Here is a 16,343-nt window from a genome sequence, read left to right on the forward strand (position 1 = left end):
TACACATGGAGCTATTTATGAAGAATATCGTTTCGCGTTTTGTGAAGGACGAGTCCGGCGCAACCGCCATCGAATATGGTCTGATCGCCGCCGGTATCGCCATTGCGATCATCACCGCTGTTAACGGCGTCGGCAGCAAGCTGTCCACCAACTTCAACACGATCTCGACCTCGCTGAAGTAAGCGTCGGTTCGGAAATCGGCTGCGAGGGCCCCGGGGCATCCCCGGGGCCTTTGTTGTCTCCGGCGGATATGGATGGCGTAACCATGCGTAAGCCCGATGTCGCTTCCGTCACGCGAGGCAAGGCGTCGCTGCCGGCGGCGAGCCGCGACGAAGCTTCGACGCAACTGGTCTGTCTCGCGCTGGCGCTGGCGCTGGTCGTCCTCGCCGCCCGGATCGCCAGTATCTGGTGATTGCGTCCTTACCGTTTCCCGATTGTTCATCTCTGGCCGCTAACCTAGCGGCGATGCTCCGACCCCGCGTCAGCCGCACGGACCATAGAACCCCATGATCCTCGATATCGCGCGCCTCGCTTTGTTTCCGGCCCTGATGGCGTTCGCCGCCGCGAGCGACCTTTTCACCATGACGATACCGAACCGGGTATCGCTGGCGCTGGCGGCGGGGTTTTTGGTGCTGGCGCTGTTGGGCGGGATGGCCCCCTACGAGATCCTCTCGCATGTCGGCGCCGGCGCTGCGGTGCTCGTGGCGGCCTTCGCCTGCTTTGCCATGGGCTGGGTCGGCGGCGGCGATGCCAAGGTTGCGGCTGCGGCCGCGCTATGGTTCGGCTTCGGCGATCTCATGGACTATCTGCTCTATGCCTCCTTGCTTGGCGGCGGCCTGACGGTGCTGCTGCTGCAGTTCCGGCAATGGCCGCTGCCCTCCCCGTTCGCCGGGCAAGCCTGGCTGATGCGGCTGCACGCCAAGGAAACCGGAATTCCCTACGGGATCGCGCTCGCGATCGGCGCGCTGTTGATCTACCCGGAGACGGATTGGATCAAGGCGGTCGACCTCACCCACTTCGCGATCCGCTGACCGGGCCGCTAGCCGCGAAATACCTGAAGTAACCCGGCGTTAAGGCGATTTAGATACGCCTCATTAACCATGCTTTGACGAATAGCTGGTCAACTCCCATCACGGCGGCGGAAGCGTCGCCGCGTAATGTGGAAAGTGAAGCGTAATGAATACCGCACGCATTGTCGTCCTGACCATCGCTGTCGGTGCCGGCGGCGTCACCGCATGTCTTGCGCGTGGGATGGACACCAGGTCTTTCCCGGCTGAACCCGGCGCGCACCTGCCGTCGGCGGGCACGCTGCCGCCGGCGCAATACAGCATTACCGATCTCAACGCGGCCGATACTTCCGGCGATCAAGCTCCCACACGCGGCAGCATCAAATTGGTTCGCTCCGGCGTCTCGACCCCGGCGATGGCACAGAAGTGACCGAAAGGACGACCGAAATGGAATGCAGGGGAAATCAACCGACGATGCGGGCCTTTTTGGTCCGCGCCCTGTCGTTTTCGGCCGTCGTCGCGCTGACCCTCAATCCGGCCCTGACGCCGGTGGTGGCGAGCGACTATCGCGCTGCGGCGCCGCTTGCCGCGCCCGCCGGACAGATGAACGCGCGCTCGCTGGCGCTCGGCGTCGGCAAATCGACGGTGATCGATTTACCGCGTGACATCAAGGATGTGCTGGTCGCCGACCCGAAGATTGCCAACGCCGTGGTCCGCTCGGCGCAACGCGCCTATATCATCGGCGCCGCGGTCGGCCAGACCAACATCGTGTTCTTCGATGCCGCGGGCGAGCAAATCGCTGCCTACGATATTGCCGTCACAAGAGACCTCAACGGCATACGCGCCGCGCTCAAGGCGACGCTGCCCAATTCCGACATTTTTATCGAAGGCCTCGGCGACGGCGTGATCCTGACCGGCTCGGCGGCGTCCCCGATCGAGGCGCAGCAGGCGGGCGAACTGGCGGCGCGGCTGGTGGGCGGCGCCGACAAGGTGGTCAACTCAGTCACGGTCCGGGGCCGCGACCAGGTGATGCTGAAGGTCACCGTCGCGGAAGTGCGGCGCGACATCATCAAGCAGATGGGCATCGACCTCAGTGCCAACCTGAATTACGGCACCGCGGTCGTGAAATTCAACAATGCCAACCCGTTCACCGCAAACGGTGCGCCGCTTGTCACCAACAACGCTCTGACGACGTCGTTCGGCGGCGCTCCATCGGTGCAGGCCACACTGCGCGCGATGGAAAGCGCCGGCGTGGTACGGACGCTGGCCGAACCCAACCTGACCGCAATCTCCGGCGAGTCCGCGACCTTTATATCCGGCGGCGAATTTCCGATTCCGACCGGCGTGACCTGCCAAACGACGACGTCGGGCGCGATCGGACAATGCGTCCAGACCGTCACCTACAAGAAATTCGGCATCTCGCTCAACTTCACGCCGGTGGTGCTGACCGAGGGGCGGATCAGCCTGCGGGTGATGACCGAAGTGTCGGAAGTCTCGACCGAGAACTCTTTGACTGGCGGCGCCGGTGGAACGACGATTCCCTCGGTCAAGACCCGCCGTGCCGAGACCACCCTGGAGATTCCATCGGGCGGCGCGATGGCGATGGCCGGTCTGATCCAGGATCAGACCAAGCAGGCAATCAACGGATTGCCCGGGATGGCGCAATTGCCGATCCTCGGATCGCTGTTCCGCAGCCGGGATTACATCAACAGCCAGACCGAGCTGGTGGTGCTGGTGACGCCTTTCGTGGTGCGCGCCGTTGCCCAGAAGGATCTGTCGCGTCCCGATGACGGGTTTGCGGCGTCATCGGATCCGCAAGCCGATCTGTTGGGCAGCGTCAACCGCATCTATGGCGTTCCGGGCCGCGTCGAGCCGGCACGGAATTATCACGGCACCTATGGCTTTATCACCGACTGAGACGGGACGAGGACGAAAACGATGACAGCCAGGATACCCGTCGATCACAGGCGCGCTTTCCGCATCGCCGGAGCGCTGATCGGCCTTGCCGTCGCGCTCGGCGCCTGCACGCATACCGACGAGGGGGTGTCGCAGGCGAGCATTCCCAACGATTATCGGCTGCGTCATCCGATAGCGATCGAGGAAGCCAACCGCTCGGTCGTGATTTTCGTCGGTCACGCGCGCGGCGGTCTTTCCGCGAACCAGCGCGCCGATGTGGTGGGGCTCGCCGAAGTATGGCTGCATGAAGCGACCGGCGCGATAACAGCCGATGTGCCGGTCGACACGCCCAATGCGCGGCCGGCGGCGGATGCATTCCGCGAAGTTCAGGCGCTGCTCGCCTCCGCCGGCGTGCCGCCGCGCGGCATCGTCGTGCACCACTATCACCCGACGGATCCGCGCCAAATGGCGACGATCCGGCTGAATTATCCGAAAATTTCCGCCATCGTTGGTCCTTGCGGGGTGTGGCCGGAGGATCTCGGACCCTCGATCAAGAACAAGGGATATTACGAGAACAAGCCGTATTACAATTTCGGCTGCGCCTATCAGCGCAACATGGCGGCGATGATCGACAACCCGTCGGATCTGGTGCAGCCGCGGCCCGAAACGCCTTCCTATACGACGCGGCGCACCGAAGCTTTCGAGAAATATCGAAAGGGTAATACCACCACGACCACCTATCCCGAGGCCGATAGGGCCAAACTTAGCGATACCGGCAAATGATCAGCTACGCCCGTCAAACCCCCGAAGCGCAGCCAGACGACGCGGCGACGCCGGCAGACGATCACATCGCGCCGGCACCGCGCGTGTCGGTGCAGGCGTTTTGCGAAACGGTGGAAACCGCGGCCGCCGTGCAGTCGGCGGGCGAAGACCGCCGCCTCGGCAAGGCCCACCTCAAGATTCAGATGGGCGGCATGGCCGCCGCCATCGAGGCCTATCGCACGGCGCCGACCCCGAACGTGATCATCCTGGAGACCGAAGGCCGCGGCGACATCCTCGCCGGCCTCGATCAACTGGCGACCGTGTGCGACTCCGGAACCCGGGTCGTGGTGATCGGCCGCATCAACGACGTCACGCTGTATCGCGAACTGGTGCGCCGCGGCGTCAGCGATTACGTGCTCACGCCGGTAAATGCGCTCGACGTGGTGCGATCGATTTGCGGATTGTTCTCGGCGCCGGAGGCCAAGGCGGTCGGCCGCATCATCGCCATCGTCGGGGCAAAGGGCGGCGTCGGCGCCTCCACCATCGCCCACAACGTCGCCTGGGCGATCGCGCGCGACCTCGCGCTGGATTCGGTGGTCGCCGATCTCGACCTCGCGTTCGGCACCGCCGGTCTCGACTACAATCAGGATCCCTCGCAAGGGATCGCGGATGCGGTTTTCTCGCCCGATCGGGTCGATACCGCGTTCGTCGACCGCCTGCTGTCGAAATGCACCGATCATCTCAGCCTGCTGGCGGCGCCCGCGACGCTTGATCGGGTCTACGATTTCGGCGTCGAAGCCTTCGATTCGATCTTCGACACGCTTCGCACCACGATGCCCTGCATCGTGCTCGATGTTCCCCATCAATGGTCGGGCTGGACCAAGCGGGCGCTGGTGGGCGCGGACGATATCCTGATCGTCGCAGCGCCCGATCTCGCCAACCTGCGCAACACCAAGAACATATTCGACCTCTTGAAGGCGTCGCGGCCCAACGACCGGATGCCGCTCTATTGCCTCAATCAGGTCGGCGTGCCGAAGCGGCCGGAAATCAACGCCAGCGAATTCGCCAAGGCAATCGAGAGCCAGCCGATCGCATCGATCCCGTTCGATCCGCAAATGTTCGGCTCGGCCGCCAACAACGGCCAGATGATCGCGGAAATCAACGCCGCGCATCGCACCACCGAAATGTTCCTGCAGATCGCGCAGCGGCTGACAGGCCGCGGCGAAACCAAAAAGCCGCGGGGTTCGTTCCTGTCACCCCTGATCCAGAAGTTGCGGGCAAAGAAGTAAGCGCCCGCGTGGAGTACTATCGTGTTTGGTAAGCGTAGCGGAAATGAAGGTGACCAGCGGGCCATGAAGCCCGCCGCGATCGCGCCGGAACCGGCTTCCAGCCCGGTGGCGGCGCCCGTCGCTCCGCGCGCCGCCCCTCCGCCTGCCATTGCCTCGCCGCCGCTCGCGCCCGCCAGACCGGCGGCGCCGCCGCCCGCGATGGAGGCGCGGCGGTCGGACACCTATTACCAGGTCAAAGCGACCATCTTCGGCGCCCTGATCGAAGCGATCGACCTTGCCCAGCTCGCCAAGCTCGACGGCGAGTCGGCGCGCGAGGAAATCCGCGATATCGTCAACGAGATCATCGCGATCAAGAACATCGTGATGTCGATCGCCGAGCAGGAAGAACTGCTCGACGACATCTGCAACGACGTGCTCGGCTACGGCCCGCTGGAGCCGCTGTTGTCGCGCGACGACATTGCCGACATCATGGTCAACGGCGCCGGCACGGTGTTCATCGAAGTCGGCGGCAAGATCCAGCGCACCGGCATCCGCTTCCGCGACAACCAGCAGCTCCTCAACATCTGCCAGCGCATCGTCAGCCAGGTCGGCCGGCGCGTCGACGAATCCTCGCCGATCTGCGACGCGCGGCTTGCCGACGGCTCGCGCGTCAACGCCATCGTGCCGCCGCTGGCGATCGACGGCCCCGCGCTCACGATCCGCAAATTCAAGAAGGACAAGCTGACCCTCGACCAGCTCGTCAAGTTCGGCGCGATCACGCCGGAGGGCGCGGAAATCCTGCAGATCATCGGCCGCTGCCGCTGCAACGTGCTGATCTCCGGCGGTACCGGCTCGGGCAAGACCACGCTGCTGAACTGCCTGACCCAATATATCGATGAGGACGAACGCGTCATCACCTGCGAAGACGCCGCCGAACTGCAGCTGCAGCAGCCGCATGTGGTGCGGCTGGAGACCCGTCCGCCCAACATCGAGGGCGAGGGCCAGGTCACCATGCGCGAACTGGTCCGCAACTGCCTGCGTATGCGCCCTGAACGCATCATCGTCGGCGAAGTCCGCGGACCGGAAGCCTTCGACCTGCTGCAGGCCATGAATACCGGTCACGACGGATCGATGGGGACGCTGCACGCCAACAATCCCCGCGAGGCGCTGTCACGCTGCGAATCCATGATCACGATGGGCGGCTTTTCGCTGCCGTCGCGAACCATCCGCGAGATGATCTGCGCCTCGATCGATGTTGTCGTCCAGGCCGCGCGCCTGCGCGACGGCTCCCGCCGCATCACCCACATCACCGAGGTGATGGGGATGGAAGGCGACACCATCATTACCCAGGACCTGTTCATCTACGATCTGGTCGGTGAGGATGCCAATGGCAACATCATCGGCAAGCATCGCTCGACCGGCATCGGACGGCCACGGTTCTGGGATCGCGCACGCTATTACGGCGAAGAGAAGCGGCTTGCCGCAGCACTCGACGCTGCCGAAGGGAAGTAAGGGGCGGCCCATGAACACGCAAACACTCGCATTATCCTTTCTCGCGGCCACCACGATCGGCGGCCTGGCCTGGGTCTTTGTCTATCCTCTGCTGTCGGGAGAGAAACAGGCCGAGAGCCGCCGTGCGTCGATCGGGAAACCGGAGCCGGCCGCGCGCCAGGCCGAGAAGACCCAGCGTTCGCGCCGCGAGCAGGTCGAAGGAACGCTGAAGGATCTCGAAGCGCGGCGTCAGAAGGAAAAGCGGATTTCGCTGAACGTCCGCCTGATGCAAGCCGGCCTCGCCAGCTGGTCGACCCAGAAATTCATGACCGTTTCCGGCATCCTCGCTGCCGCAGCCTTTGTGCTGGCGTGGGTGGCCGGGGGCGGGATATTGGGGGCAGCCGGCCTCGCCTTCGGCGCCGGCTTCGGCCTGCCGCGCTGGGGCCTGAGCTATCTCAAGAACCGCCGGGAAAAGAACTTTCTCAAGGCGCTGCCGGATGCCGTCGACGTGGTCGTTCGCGGCATCAAGGCCGGCCTGCCGCTGTTTGACTCGATCAAGGTCGTCGCGGCCGATGCGCCGGAGCCGCTCAAGAGCGAGTTCAACGCCATCATTGAAACCCAGGCGATCGGCATGCCGCTCGGCGATGCATGCGCGCGGCTATTCGAGCGGATGCCGGTGCCGGAAGCGAACTTCTTCGGGATCGTCATCGCGATCCAGCAAAAGTCCGGCGGTAACCTGTCGGAAGCCCTGGGCAATTTGTCGAAGGTGCTGCGCGACCGCAAGAAGATGGCGGAGAAGATTCAGGCGATGTCGATGGAAGCCAAGGCGTCCGCGTCCATCATCGGCTCGCTGCCGCCGATCGTCATGCTGCTCGTCTACATGTCCACGCCCGACTACATCGCGCTGCTGTGGACGCATCCGACCGGTCAATTGATGCTGGTCGCCTGCGTGACCTGGATGTCCATCGGCATCCTGGTGATGAAGAAAATGATCAACTTCGACTTCTGACGGTGCACCATGGCTGATTTTCTGATCACAAAGCTCCACGACCCGCATTTCATGACCATGTTGCTCGCCGCCATCGCGGTAAGCGCGACCGCGTACACGCTGATCATGCCGCTGTTTGCCGGCGAAAGCCTGGCGAAGCGGATGAAGGCGGTCGCGAGCGAGCGCGAGCGTATCAAGCAGCGCGAGCGCGAGCGTCTCAACAAGTCCGAGAAGGTATCGTTGCGCCAGACGCCGAAGCAGCTCGTCTCCAAGGTGGTGGAGGACTTCAACCTCGGAAAATGGCTGGCCCAGGAGGCCGCGCGCGAAAAGCTCACCATGGCGGGCTACCGCGGACAGGCGCCTTACATCACTTTCCTGTTCTTCCGCCTGGTGACGCCGATCGTGTTTTTCCTGGCGACGGTGCTGTATGTGTTCGTGATTACGCATTTGGAAAAGCCGATGACGATCAAGATCGGCATCTGCATCGGCGCGGCCTATTTCGGACTGCAGGCACCGATGCTGTTCCTGAAGAACGCGATCTCGAAGCGTCAGCTTTCGATCAAGCGCGCGTTTCCCGACGCGCTCGATCTGCTTCTGATCTGCATCGAGTCCGGCATGTCGATCGAAACCGCCTTCCGTAAAGTCAGCACCGAGATCGTGACGCAGTCGATCGCGCTGTCGGAGGAATTCACGCTGACCACGGCCGAATTATCCTACTTGCAGGATCGCAAGGTGGCTTACGAGAATCTGGCGAAGCGCACCGGGCTCGAGGGCGTGAAATCGGTCTGTCTCGCTCTGCAACAGTCGGAGCGTTACGGAACGCCGCTCGGCCAGAGCCTGCGCGTGATGGCGCAGGAAAACCGCGACATGCGCATGAACGAGGCCGAGAAGAAAGCGGCCGCGCTGCCGCCGAAGCTCACCGTGCCGATGATCCTGTTCTTCCTGCCATGCCTGTTTATCGTCATTCTCGGGCCGAGCTACATCAAGGTCACGATGCTGCAGTGAACCTGGCGGCGGCGGTTGGCTAGAGCGGCGGCATCTTCGCCGAAATTTCCTCGCACGATGCTGTCGTCGCCCGGCATAGCCGTCCGAAGGACGGCGTCGCTTCCGCTCGCCTATGACCGGGCGATCCAGTACGCCGCGGCGTATGATTTCATCATCGGCGTCTCTGGAATACTGGATCACCCGCCTTCGCGGGTGATGACAGCTTCGAATCCCTTACTCAGCGTGGCTGAGGGCTGCGATCGGGACCGCCGCGGCGCGGCCGCGCGGACTGTCCTTGTGGCTCAGCATCTCCTTGAGATAAGCGACGTTGGCGGTCGCCTCCTCCGGCGGCAGATCGGCCTTGACGATGCCTTCGGCCTCGCTGAAGCGGCCCTGCAAGCCGACCACCAGACCGAGATTCTGCCGTACCCGCGCATCCGCACCCTTGCTGGCATAAGCCTGCCGCAGCGTCTCTTCGGCTTTCGGCAAATCCCTGGAGAGCATGTAGGAGAGGCCGAGATTGGATAGCACCGACGGCTCGTCGGGCACGATCTTGAGCGCGCTGGCGTAATAGCGGCGCGCCTCGTCATGGCGGCCCATTTGATCGAGCGTGGTGCCCTGTACCGACAGGATTCGCCAGTCGGGATTGTCCGGGGTATGGGCGCGGCTCAGCACGTCGAATGCCTGCTGGAAATTACCGTTATCGGCGAGCGCCCGGCCCCAGGCGGCGAGCAGCGCCCGGTTGCCGGGATGGGCGATGGTGGCTTGCTCGAGCACGGCGGCGGCCTGGGAGCGCTGCCCGGTGGCGCGCAGCGCCTGTCCATAGGCGAGCGCAGCCTCGGCATCCCTGGGATTGGCGCGATAGCGCTCGCCGTAGGCATCCACCGCGCGGCGCGGCTCGGCATCGGGGCTCGGGTTGGCGTCGGCCTTGGACGTGATCGATCCCGTGATGTCGGACATGGTTTGGCAGCCGCCAAGGCCCGCGGCCAACATCGCCGTCACGGCCGCGGAGGCGAGAAGCCGGGCAAGGCTGCACTTGAGAGGAATGGGCACTTTAGCTCACGATTTCGGGCAAATTGATCGAGCCGAACGCGCCAGCAATAGACTGTTAACCCTAATGGCTGGTTAATTGCCGCATGCGGCGGCAGCCGGAGGCGTTCTTCCCTTCTCCCCTCGTGGAGAAGGTGGTCATAGGCGGCCTTTGGCCGCCGTTCTTTAATAGGACGCCGATGCTTTGCATCGGCTATGCGCGGTCCGCGACGGTTGAGGGGTCTGTATCCGCGGTGAGAACCCCTCACCCGCCTCGCTTCGCTCGGCACCCTCTCCCACAAGGGGAGAGGGTAAGCCAGCCGCCGGCTTCAACCCAGCCGGTCAATATTCGATGGCGAGGCGTTTCCTGATCTCATCAACACGCCTGTCGAGCGCATCGAAGCGGGCGTGAACGGCCCGGTCGTGAAGGTAGAAAATATACCCCCCGGCCAGAAATCCGAAAATCCAGTGATGGGTTTCCACGTAGATCAATATCTGCTCAATCGCGTGACCGATGGAAACAACGATGTCCCACACGACGTTCCTCGTTTCGAAAAAATGAGATTTCCGATTTTGAATACCGGATTTTTGGGCATGCAGAGCCTATCACGATCCCCAGGCGGCGTGTAGTGGGCGGCAGCATGCTGCACCAAGCGATTGCGGTGCCGCAAAAAAGCTGCAAGCTCTCGCCAGTTGACCCGTTGCGCCAATTCCGCCCCTGCCCTGCCTCCAATTGAAGATCGAGAACCGCATGCCTTCCGTGTTCGAAACCGCCCCCGCCGCATCTTCGATCCCGATCCTGTTCGCGACCAAGGCGACATGGGTGGAGATCTGCGCCGGGCTTCCCCTCGAGGCCCGCCAGTTCGCGCTGGACAATGGCTTTGCCGCCAAACCCGGCGCGTGCCTCACGCTGCCGTCAGCGGGCGGAAAAATTGCGCAGGTTCTGTTCGGCCTCGAGGACGCGACCGCCAAATCCCGCGACCTGTTCCGGCCCGGTTCGCTGCCCGGCCTGCTGCCGCCCGGCATCTACCGCTTTGCCAACGCGCCCCACGACACGCGGCTTGCCGCACTTGCCTTTGCGCTCGGCGCCTACCGCTTCGGCCGCTACCGCAAGACGGAGGCGCCTGAGGTCAGACTGGTGCCGCCGGATGGCATTGACGCCACCGATATCACGCGGATGGCGGACGCCGCCTGTCTCGCCCGCGATCTCATCAATACGCCATCGAACGACATGGGGCCCGAGGAATTGGCGCAGGCTGCGGAGCAACTGGCAAAGCGCTTCGGCGCCAATTTCAACTGCATCGTCGGCGACGAGCTGATCCGGCAGAATTTTCCGCTGATCCATGCGGTCGGGATGGCGTCGTCGCGCGCGCCCCGGCTGATCGATTTCAGCTGGGGCGATCCGGCCCACCCCAAGGTGACGCTGGTCGGCAAGGGCGTCTGCTTCGATACCGGCGGGCTCGACTTAAAGCCCTCCAGCGGCATGCTGATCATGAAGAAGGATATGGGCGGCGCCGCCAATGTGCTGGCGCTGGCCCAGATGGTGATGGACGCAAACCTCAAAGTGCGCCTGCGCGTCCTGATCCCCGCGGTCGAGAACGCGGTCGCCGGCAATGCCTTCCGCCCGCTCGACATCTTCCCCTCGCGCAAGGGCCTGACCGTCGAAATCGGCAACACCGACGCCGAAGGCCGCCTGATCCTGGCCGACGCGCTGGCGCTGGCGGATGAGGAAAAGCCCGATCTGCTGGTCGATATGGGCACCCTGACCGGCGCGGCGCGGGTGGCGCTGGGGCCGGATTTACCGCCCTTTTACACCGATGATGAGACGATGGCCGCAGATCTCGCGGCTTGCGCGAAACAGGAGAACGATCCTTTGTGGCGAATGCCGCTGTGGCCGGCCTACGACACCTGGCTCGATTCGAAAGTCGCAAACCTCAACAACGCGCCGTCGGGCACCTTCGCCGGCTCGATCACCTGCGCGCTCTTCCTGCAGCGCTTTGTCGAGGATGCCAAGAGCTGGCTGCATCTCGATATCTATGGCTGGACGCCGTCGGCAAAGCCGGCGCGCCCCGAGGGCGGCGAATGCCAGGCTGCGCGCGCGCTCTACAAACTATTGAGCAAACGCTATGGATGATCCGCGCCTGACGCCGGCGAGGGGCGACCTCGCCGCCAAATATCTGGAGGGCAAAGTCAAGGCGGCGCGCTTTGTCGAGGGTGAGGAATTCGAGATTGCCGATGCGCTCGCGCCGTTGCGCGAGGCGCCGTCCTCCGATGCCACGCTGTTGACGCAGGCGCTGAAAGGCGAGCACGTCACCATCTACGACCGCAACGGCGAAGGTTATGCGTGGGGCCAGTTGAACAGCGATGGCTATGTCGGCTGGCTTCCCGACCGCGCGCTGGCAAAACCCGGCGGCAGGCCGACGCACCAGATCACGAGCTTGCGGACATTTGCCTTTCCGGGTCCCTCCATAAAACTGCCGCCGCTCGATACGCTTGCGATGGGCGCCTTGGTGACGGTTGCGCGCGAAGACGGTTCTTTCGCGGTGACGAGTGAGGGCTGGTACCTGCCGCGGCAGCATGTCGGCAGCATCGGCCATCCTGAGAAAGATTTCGTCGCGGTCGCCGAACGCTTTGTCGGCACGCCGTATTTGTGGGGCGGCAAGACGAGTCTGGGGATCGATTGCTCCGGCCTGGTCCAGGTATCGCTGACCGCGGGGGGTACTGGCTGCCCGCGCGACAGCGACATGCAGCAGGACGGACTAGGCAGAACGCTCGATCCGGCCGAGTCAAAAAAATTGCAGCGCGGCGACCTGATTTTCTGGAAGGGCCACGTCGCCATCGTGCGCGATGCCGAGACCATCGTCCACGCCAACGCACATCACATGGCAACCGTGATCGAGAGTACCGGCGAAGCCATCGCGCGCATCAGGAAAGCGGGCAGCGAGGTCACGTCCATCAAGCGTTTGGCGTGAAGCGCTATTCGGCGACGACGTCGCCCGGCGCGGCCTCGAGCCGGAATGCGGCGGCAAACAGCGCGCGGGTGTAGTCGGTCTGCGGCGACTTGAACAGTTCCGACGCCGGACCCTCCTCCACCACCTTGCCGTCCCGCATCACGATCAGATGGCTTGCCAGCGAAGCAACCACGCGCAGATCGTGCGAGATGAACATGTAGGTCAGGTCGCGCTTGCGCTGCAATTCGCGCAGCAGATCCACCATTTGCGCCTGGAACAGCATGTCGAGCGCGCTGGTCGGCTCGTCCAGCACGATGAAATTCGGCTCCAGCACCACCGCGCGCGCGATTGAGATGCGTTGGCGCTGGCCGCCGGAGAATTCATGCGGATAACGAAACCGCGTCGCCGGATCGAGGCCGACATCTCTGAGCGCCTTGATCACCCGCGCCTCGCGCTCCTCCCGTGACAGCCCGCTCTGATGCACGCTGAGTCCTTCGGCGACGATGTCGCCGACCGGCATCCGTGGGCTCAGCGCGCCGAACGGATCCTGGAACACGATCTGCATGTCGCGGCGGAACGGCCGCATCTCCTTGAAACGCAGGCCCTGGATATTTTTGCCGAGAAACACGATCGGGCCGAGGGAGGTGATCAGCCGCAACAGCGCGAGCCCCAGCGTGGTCTTGCCGGAACCGGATTCGCCGACGACGCCGAGCGTCTCGCCCTTGCGCACCGACAGCGTGACGCCGTCGACCGCCTTGATGAAGCCGACGGCCGAGCGGAGCAGCCCGCGCCTGACCGGAAACCAGACTTTCAGGTCGCTTGCCGATATCACGACGGGGGAATCCGGCTGCGGCGGCGCGGGATCGGGTTTCGGCTCGGCCGCGAGGAGATCGCGTGTGTAGGGATGTTTCGGCGCGGTGAAAACCTGTTCGACCGGCCCCTGCTCGACGATCTTGCCGCCGTTCATGACGCAGACCACGTCCGCGATCCGGCGCACGATGCCGAGATCGTGGGTGATGAACAGCATGCTCATGCCGAGGCGGGTGCGAATTTCCGCGAGCAGCGTCAGGATTTGCGCCTGCACGGTGACGTCGAGCGCGGTGGTCGGCTCGTCCGCGATCAGAAGATCCGGCTCGTTGGCGAGCGCCATCGCGATCATGACGCGCTGGCGCTGACCGCCGGACAATTGATGCGGATAGCTTTGCAGCCGCGTCTCCGGTTCGGGAATCCCGACTTGCGTGAGCAGCTCGAGCGTTCGCGCCCGTGCCTTCGCGCCGCTGATCGGATTGTGCAGCTGCAGGATCTCGCTGATCTGCTGCTCGATCGTATGCAACGGGTTGAGCGAGGTCATCGGCTCCTGGAAGATGATCGAAATGTCGTTGCCGCGAATGCCGCGCATCTCGCGCTCCGACAGGCCGAGCAATTCGCGGCCCTGGAAGCGGATGCTCCCCGAGGGATGCGACGCGGTCGGATACGGCAACAGCTTCAGGATCGACAAGGCGCTGACGGATTTTCCGGAGCCGGATTCGCCGACCAACGCCACGCACTCGCCGCGCTTGATCTCAAAGGAAATATGATCGACCGCGACGGAAGTACCGCTCGGCTGATGGAACGCCACCGACAAATCCCTGACATCGAGCAGCGGCTGGTTGATCGCGTCCATGGGCGGCGCCTACCTGAACGTCTTGCGCGGATCGAAGGCGTCGCGCACGGCTTCGCCGATGAAGATCAAGAGCGACAGCATGATCGCGACCGCGAAGAAGCCGGTAAAACCGAGCCATGGCGCCTGGACGTTGGCCTTGCCCTGCGACAGCAACTCGCCGAGCGACGGCGAGCCCGGCGGCAATCCGAAGCCCAAAAAGTCGAGCGCCGTCAGCGTCATCACCGAGTGCGACACGATGAAGGGCAGGAACGTCATGGTCGCGACCATGGCGTTCGGCAACAGATGGCGGAACATGATCACGGCATTGGAGACGCCGAGCGCGCGCGCGGCCTGGATATATTCGAAATTGCGCCCGCGCAGGAATTCCGCGCGCACGAGGCCAACCAGCGACACCCAGGAAAACAACAGCAGGATGCCGAGCAGGATAAAGAAGCCCGGCGGCAAAACCGCCGATATGATCAAAAGCAGATAGAGGTAGGGAATCGCATTCCAGATTTCGATGAAGCGCTGGAATAGGAGATCGATCCAGCCGCCGAAATAGCCCTGCACGCCGCCGGCGGCAACCCCGATGATCGAGGAGAGGATGGTGAGCGTGAGCCCGAACAGCACCGAGATGCGGAAGCCGTAAATCAGCCGCGCCACCACGTCGCGGCCCTGATCGTCGGTGCCGAGCCAGTTATATTCGAGATCGCGGCAGCTGTTCAGGCCCTTCTTCTGCACCACTTCCTTGCATTCGGCCTCCGTCAGCATCCAGGTAGGCTTTGACGGCGCCGGCGTCGGCAGATCGAGATTGTGGGTGTCGTAGGAATAGCGGATCAGCGGCCAGACGATGAAGCCGCCCTTGTCCTTGATCAGCTTCTGCAGATAGGGATCGCGGTAATCGGCGGCGGTCTCGAAATCGCCGCCAAAAGTGGTCTCGGAATAAGAAACAAACGCCGGAAAATACAGATGTCCGTCGAATTTGATCAGGAACGGACGATCGTTCGCGATCAATTCGGCAAACAGCGACACGAAGAACAGGATCAGGAAAATCCAGAGCGACCAATAACCCCGGCGGTTCGCCTTGAAATTCTGCCAGCGGCGCTGATTGAGCGGCGACGGGGCGAACGCATGGCGCGTGACCGGCACGGCTTGGCCGAGCGGCGTCGGCGTCTTGGTTTCGACCGGCGGGATTGCGGTGATCGTCATCAGACCTCCCGCGCCTCGAAATCGATCCGCGGATCGATCCACATGTAGGTGAGGTCGGAGATCAGATTGACCACAAGGCCGATGAGCGAGAAGATGAACAGCGTCCCGAACACGACGGGATAGTCACGATTGAGCACGCTCTCGAAACCGAGCAGGCCGAGCCCATCGAGCGAGAAGATGGTTTCGATCAGGAGCGAGCCGGAAAAGAACGCGCTGATGAACGCGCCGGGGAAGCCGGCGATCACGATCAGCATGGCGTTGCGGAAGATGTGATTGTAGAGCACCTGCCGCTCGCTGCAGCCCTTGGCGCGCGCGGTCATCACATATTGCTTGCGTATCTCGTCGAGGAACGAATTCTTGGTCAAAAGCGTCATGGTGGCGAAGGCGCCCAGCGCCATCGAGATCAGCGGCAAGGTGATGTGCCAGAAATAATCGAGGATCTTCCAGTACCAGGGAAATTGCGACCAGCCGTCTGAGGTCAAGCCGCGCAGCGGGAAGATGTTGAAGAACGAACCGCCGGCGAACAGGATGATCAACAGGATCGCGAACAAAAATCCGGGGATGGCGAATCCGACGATGATCACCGCCGAGGTCCAGGTATCGAACTTCGAGCCGTCCGCTACCGCCTTGCGGATGCCGAGCGGGATCGAGATCAGGTAGGTCAGAAGCGTCATCCAGATGCCGAGCGAGATCGAGACCGGCAGCTTCTCCTTGATCAGTTGCAGCACGCTGACGTCACGAAAGTAGCTCTTGCCGAAATCGAATCGTGCAAAATTCCATACCATCAACGCAAAACGTTCCGGCGCCGGCTTGTCGAAGCCGAACTGCTTTTCCAGGCTCTTGATGAAGTCGGGGTCGAGCCCCTGGGCGCCGCGATATTTCGAGCTGACGACGTCGGCGGATGCGCCCACCTGCTGGCCGCGCGCACCGAAATCGCCGCCGGATGAACCCGAAATCCGCGAAACGCCGCCGGTATCGGCGCCGGAAAGCTGCGCGATCACCCGCTCCACCGGCCCGCCCGGCGCGAATTGCACCACGGCAAAGGAGACGAACAGGATCCCCAACAGCGTCGGGATCATCAGCAGAATGCGGCGGGCGATATAGGCGCTCATGAAA

Annotated in this window: 17 protein-coding genes; 12 read left to right on the forward strand and 5 right to left on the reverse strand. The window is 63.3% G+C overall.

The annotated features are described in order from the left end of the window. Positions 1–17 precede the first annotated feature (17 nt). The 10 genes from B5526_RS14170 to B5526_RS14210 all read left to right on the forward strand — a co-directional run bounded on the left by B5526_RS14170 (position 18) and on the right by B5526_RS14210 (position 8,417). Positions 18–182, forward strand: coding sequence for a Flp family type IVb pilin (locus tag B5526_RS14170; RefSeq protein ID WP_079544995.1), 165 nt, complete (start codon positions 18–20; stop codon positions 180–182). Between the two features lie 83 nt (positions 183–265). Then, positions 266–412: a hypothetical protein gene (locus B5526_RS37710; RefSeq protein WP_154071307.1), complete on the forward strand. Its 147-nt coding sequence runs from the start codon at positions 266–268 to the stop codon at positions 410–412. 94 nt (positions 413–506) lie between these two features. Continuing rightward, positions 507–1,031 carry an A24 family peptidase gene (locus B5526_RS14175; protein WP_079538863.1) on the forward strand — a complete coding sequence of 175 codons (525 nt, stop codon included), beginning with the start codon at positions 507–509 and terminating at the stop codon, positions 1,029–1,031. 145 nt (positions 1,032–1,176) lie between these two features. After that, positions 1,177–1,437 (forward strand): hypothetical protein, encoded by a 261-nt coding sequence (locus B5526_RS39740; RefSeq protein WP_079538865.1) that lies wholly within the window; start codon positions 1,177–1,179, stop codon positions 1,435–1,437. Between the two features lie 17 nt (positions 1,438–1,454). Then, positions 1,455–2,924, forward strand: a complete 1,470-nt coding sequence (locus B5526_RS14185; protein ID WP_079544996.1) for a type II and III secretion system protein family protein — start codon at positions 1,455–1,457, stop codon at positions 2,922–2,924. A gap of 21 nt (positions 2,925–2,945) precedes the next feature. Further along, complete coding sequence (locus B5526_RS14190) at positions 2,946–3,686, forward strand: CpaD family pilus assembly protein (protein ID WP_079538867.1); 741 nt, start codon at positions 2,946–2,948, stop codon at positions 3,684–3,686. After that, positions 3,683–4,954: an AAA family ATPase gene (locus B5526_RS14195; protein ID WP_079538869.1), complete on the forward strand. Its 1,272-nt coding sequence runs from the start codon at positions 3,683–3,685 to the stop codon at positions 4,952–4,954. Before B5526_RS14190 ends, B5526_RS14195 begins: the two co-directional genes overlap by 4 nt. Before the next feature lie 21 nt (positions 4,955–4,975). Beyond that, positions 4,976–6,445, forward strand: coding sequence for a CpaF family protein (locus B5526_RS14200; RefSeq protein WP_079538871.1), 1,470 nt, complete (start codon positions 4,976–4,978; stop codon positions 6,443–6,445). Between the two features lie 10 nt (positions 6,446–6,455). Further along, the gene (locus B5526_RS14205) at positions 6,456–7,433 is read left to right on the forward strand and encodes a type II secretion system F family protein (RefSeq protein ID WP_079538872.1); all 978 of its coding nucleotides are present in this window, start codon (positions 6,456–6,458) and stop codon (positions 7,431–7,433) included. A 9-nt stretch (positions 7,434–7,442) separates the two neighbouring features. Beyond that, positions 7,443–8,417, forward strand: a complete 975-nt coding sequence (locus tag B5526_RS14210) for a type II secretion system F family protein (protein ID WP_079538874.1) — start codon at positions 7,443–7,445, stop codon at positions 8,415–8,417. Between the two features lie 213 nt (positions 8,418–8,630). Here the strand turns inward: B5526_RS14210 and B5526_RS14215 are convergent, their stop codons facing one another. Continuing rightward, the gene (locus B5526_RS14215) at positions 8,631–9,389 is read right to left on the reverse strand and encodes a tetratricopeptide repeat protein (RefSeq protein ID WP_079544997.1); all 759 of its coding nucleotides are present in this window, start codon (positions 9,387–9,389) and stop codon (positions 8,631–8,633) included. A 378-nt stretch (positions 9,390–9,767) separates the two neighbouring features. After that, positions 9,768–9,962: a hypothetical protein gene (locus B5526_RS14220; protein ID WP_079538876.1), complete on the reverse strand. Its 195-nt coding sequence runs from the start codon at positions 9,960–9,962 to the stop codon at positions 9,768–9,770. 214 nt (positions 9,963–10,176) lie between these two features. On the opposite strand from B5526_RS14220, the gene B5526_RS14225 reads away from it, so the two are divergent. After that, positions 10,177–11,559 (forward strand): leucyl aminopeptidase family protein, encoded by a 1,383-nt coding sequence (locus tag B5526_RS14225; protein WP_079544998.1) that lies wholly within the window; start codon positions 10,177–10,179, stop codon positions 11,557–11,559. Continuing rightward, complete coding sequence (locus tag B5526_RS14230) at positions 11,552–12,397, forward strand: NlpC/P60 family protein (RefSeq protein ID WP_079538878.1); 846 nt, start codon at positions 11,552–11,554, stop codon at positions 12,395–12,397. The genes B5526_RS14225 and B5526_RS14230 overlap by 8 nt, the downstream gene beginning before the upstream one ends. Before the next feature lie 4 nt (positions 12,398–12,401). Here the strand turns inward: B5526_RS14230 and B5526_RS14235 are convergent, their stop codons facing one another. From B5526_RS14235 to B5526_RS14245, 3 genes are read right to left on the reverse strand one after another with little or no spacing between them, the layout of a single operon-like run. Then, the gene (locus B5526_RS14235; RefSeq protein WP_079538880.1) at positions 12,402–14,039 is read right to left on the reverse strand and encodes an ABC transporter ATP-binding protein; all 1,638 of its coding nucleotides are present in this window, start codon (positions 14,037–14,039) and stop codon (positions 12,402–12,404) included. A gap of 9 nt (positions 14,040–14,048) precedes the next feature. Continuing rightward, positions 14,049–15,227, reverse strand: a complete 1,179-nt coding sequence (locus B5526_RS14240) for an ABC transporter permease (protein WP_079538882.1) — start codon at positions 15,225–15,227, stop codon at positions 14,049–14,051. Continuing rightward, the gene (locus B5526_RS14245; protein WP_079538884.1) at positions 15,227–16,339 is read right to left on the reverse strand and encodes a microcin C ABC transporter permease YejB; all 1,113 of its coding nucleotides are present in this window, start codon (positions 16,337–16,339) and stop codon (positions 15,227–15,229) included. Before B5526_RS14245 ends, B5526_RS14240 begins: the two co-directional genes overlap by 1 nt. Positions 16,340–16,343: the final 4 nt, after the last annotated feature.

Origin of the sequence: Bradyrhizobium lablabi (genome assembly GCF_900141755.1) — a bacterium.
In the GTDB taxonomy this organism is placed as follows: domain Bacteria; phylum Pseudomonadota; class Alphaproteobacteria; order Rhizobiales; family Xanthobacteraceae; genus Bradyrhizobium; species Bradyrhizobium lablabi_A.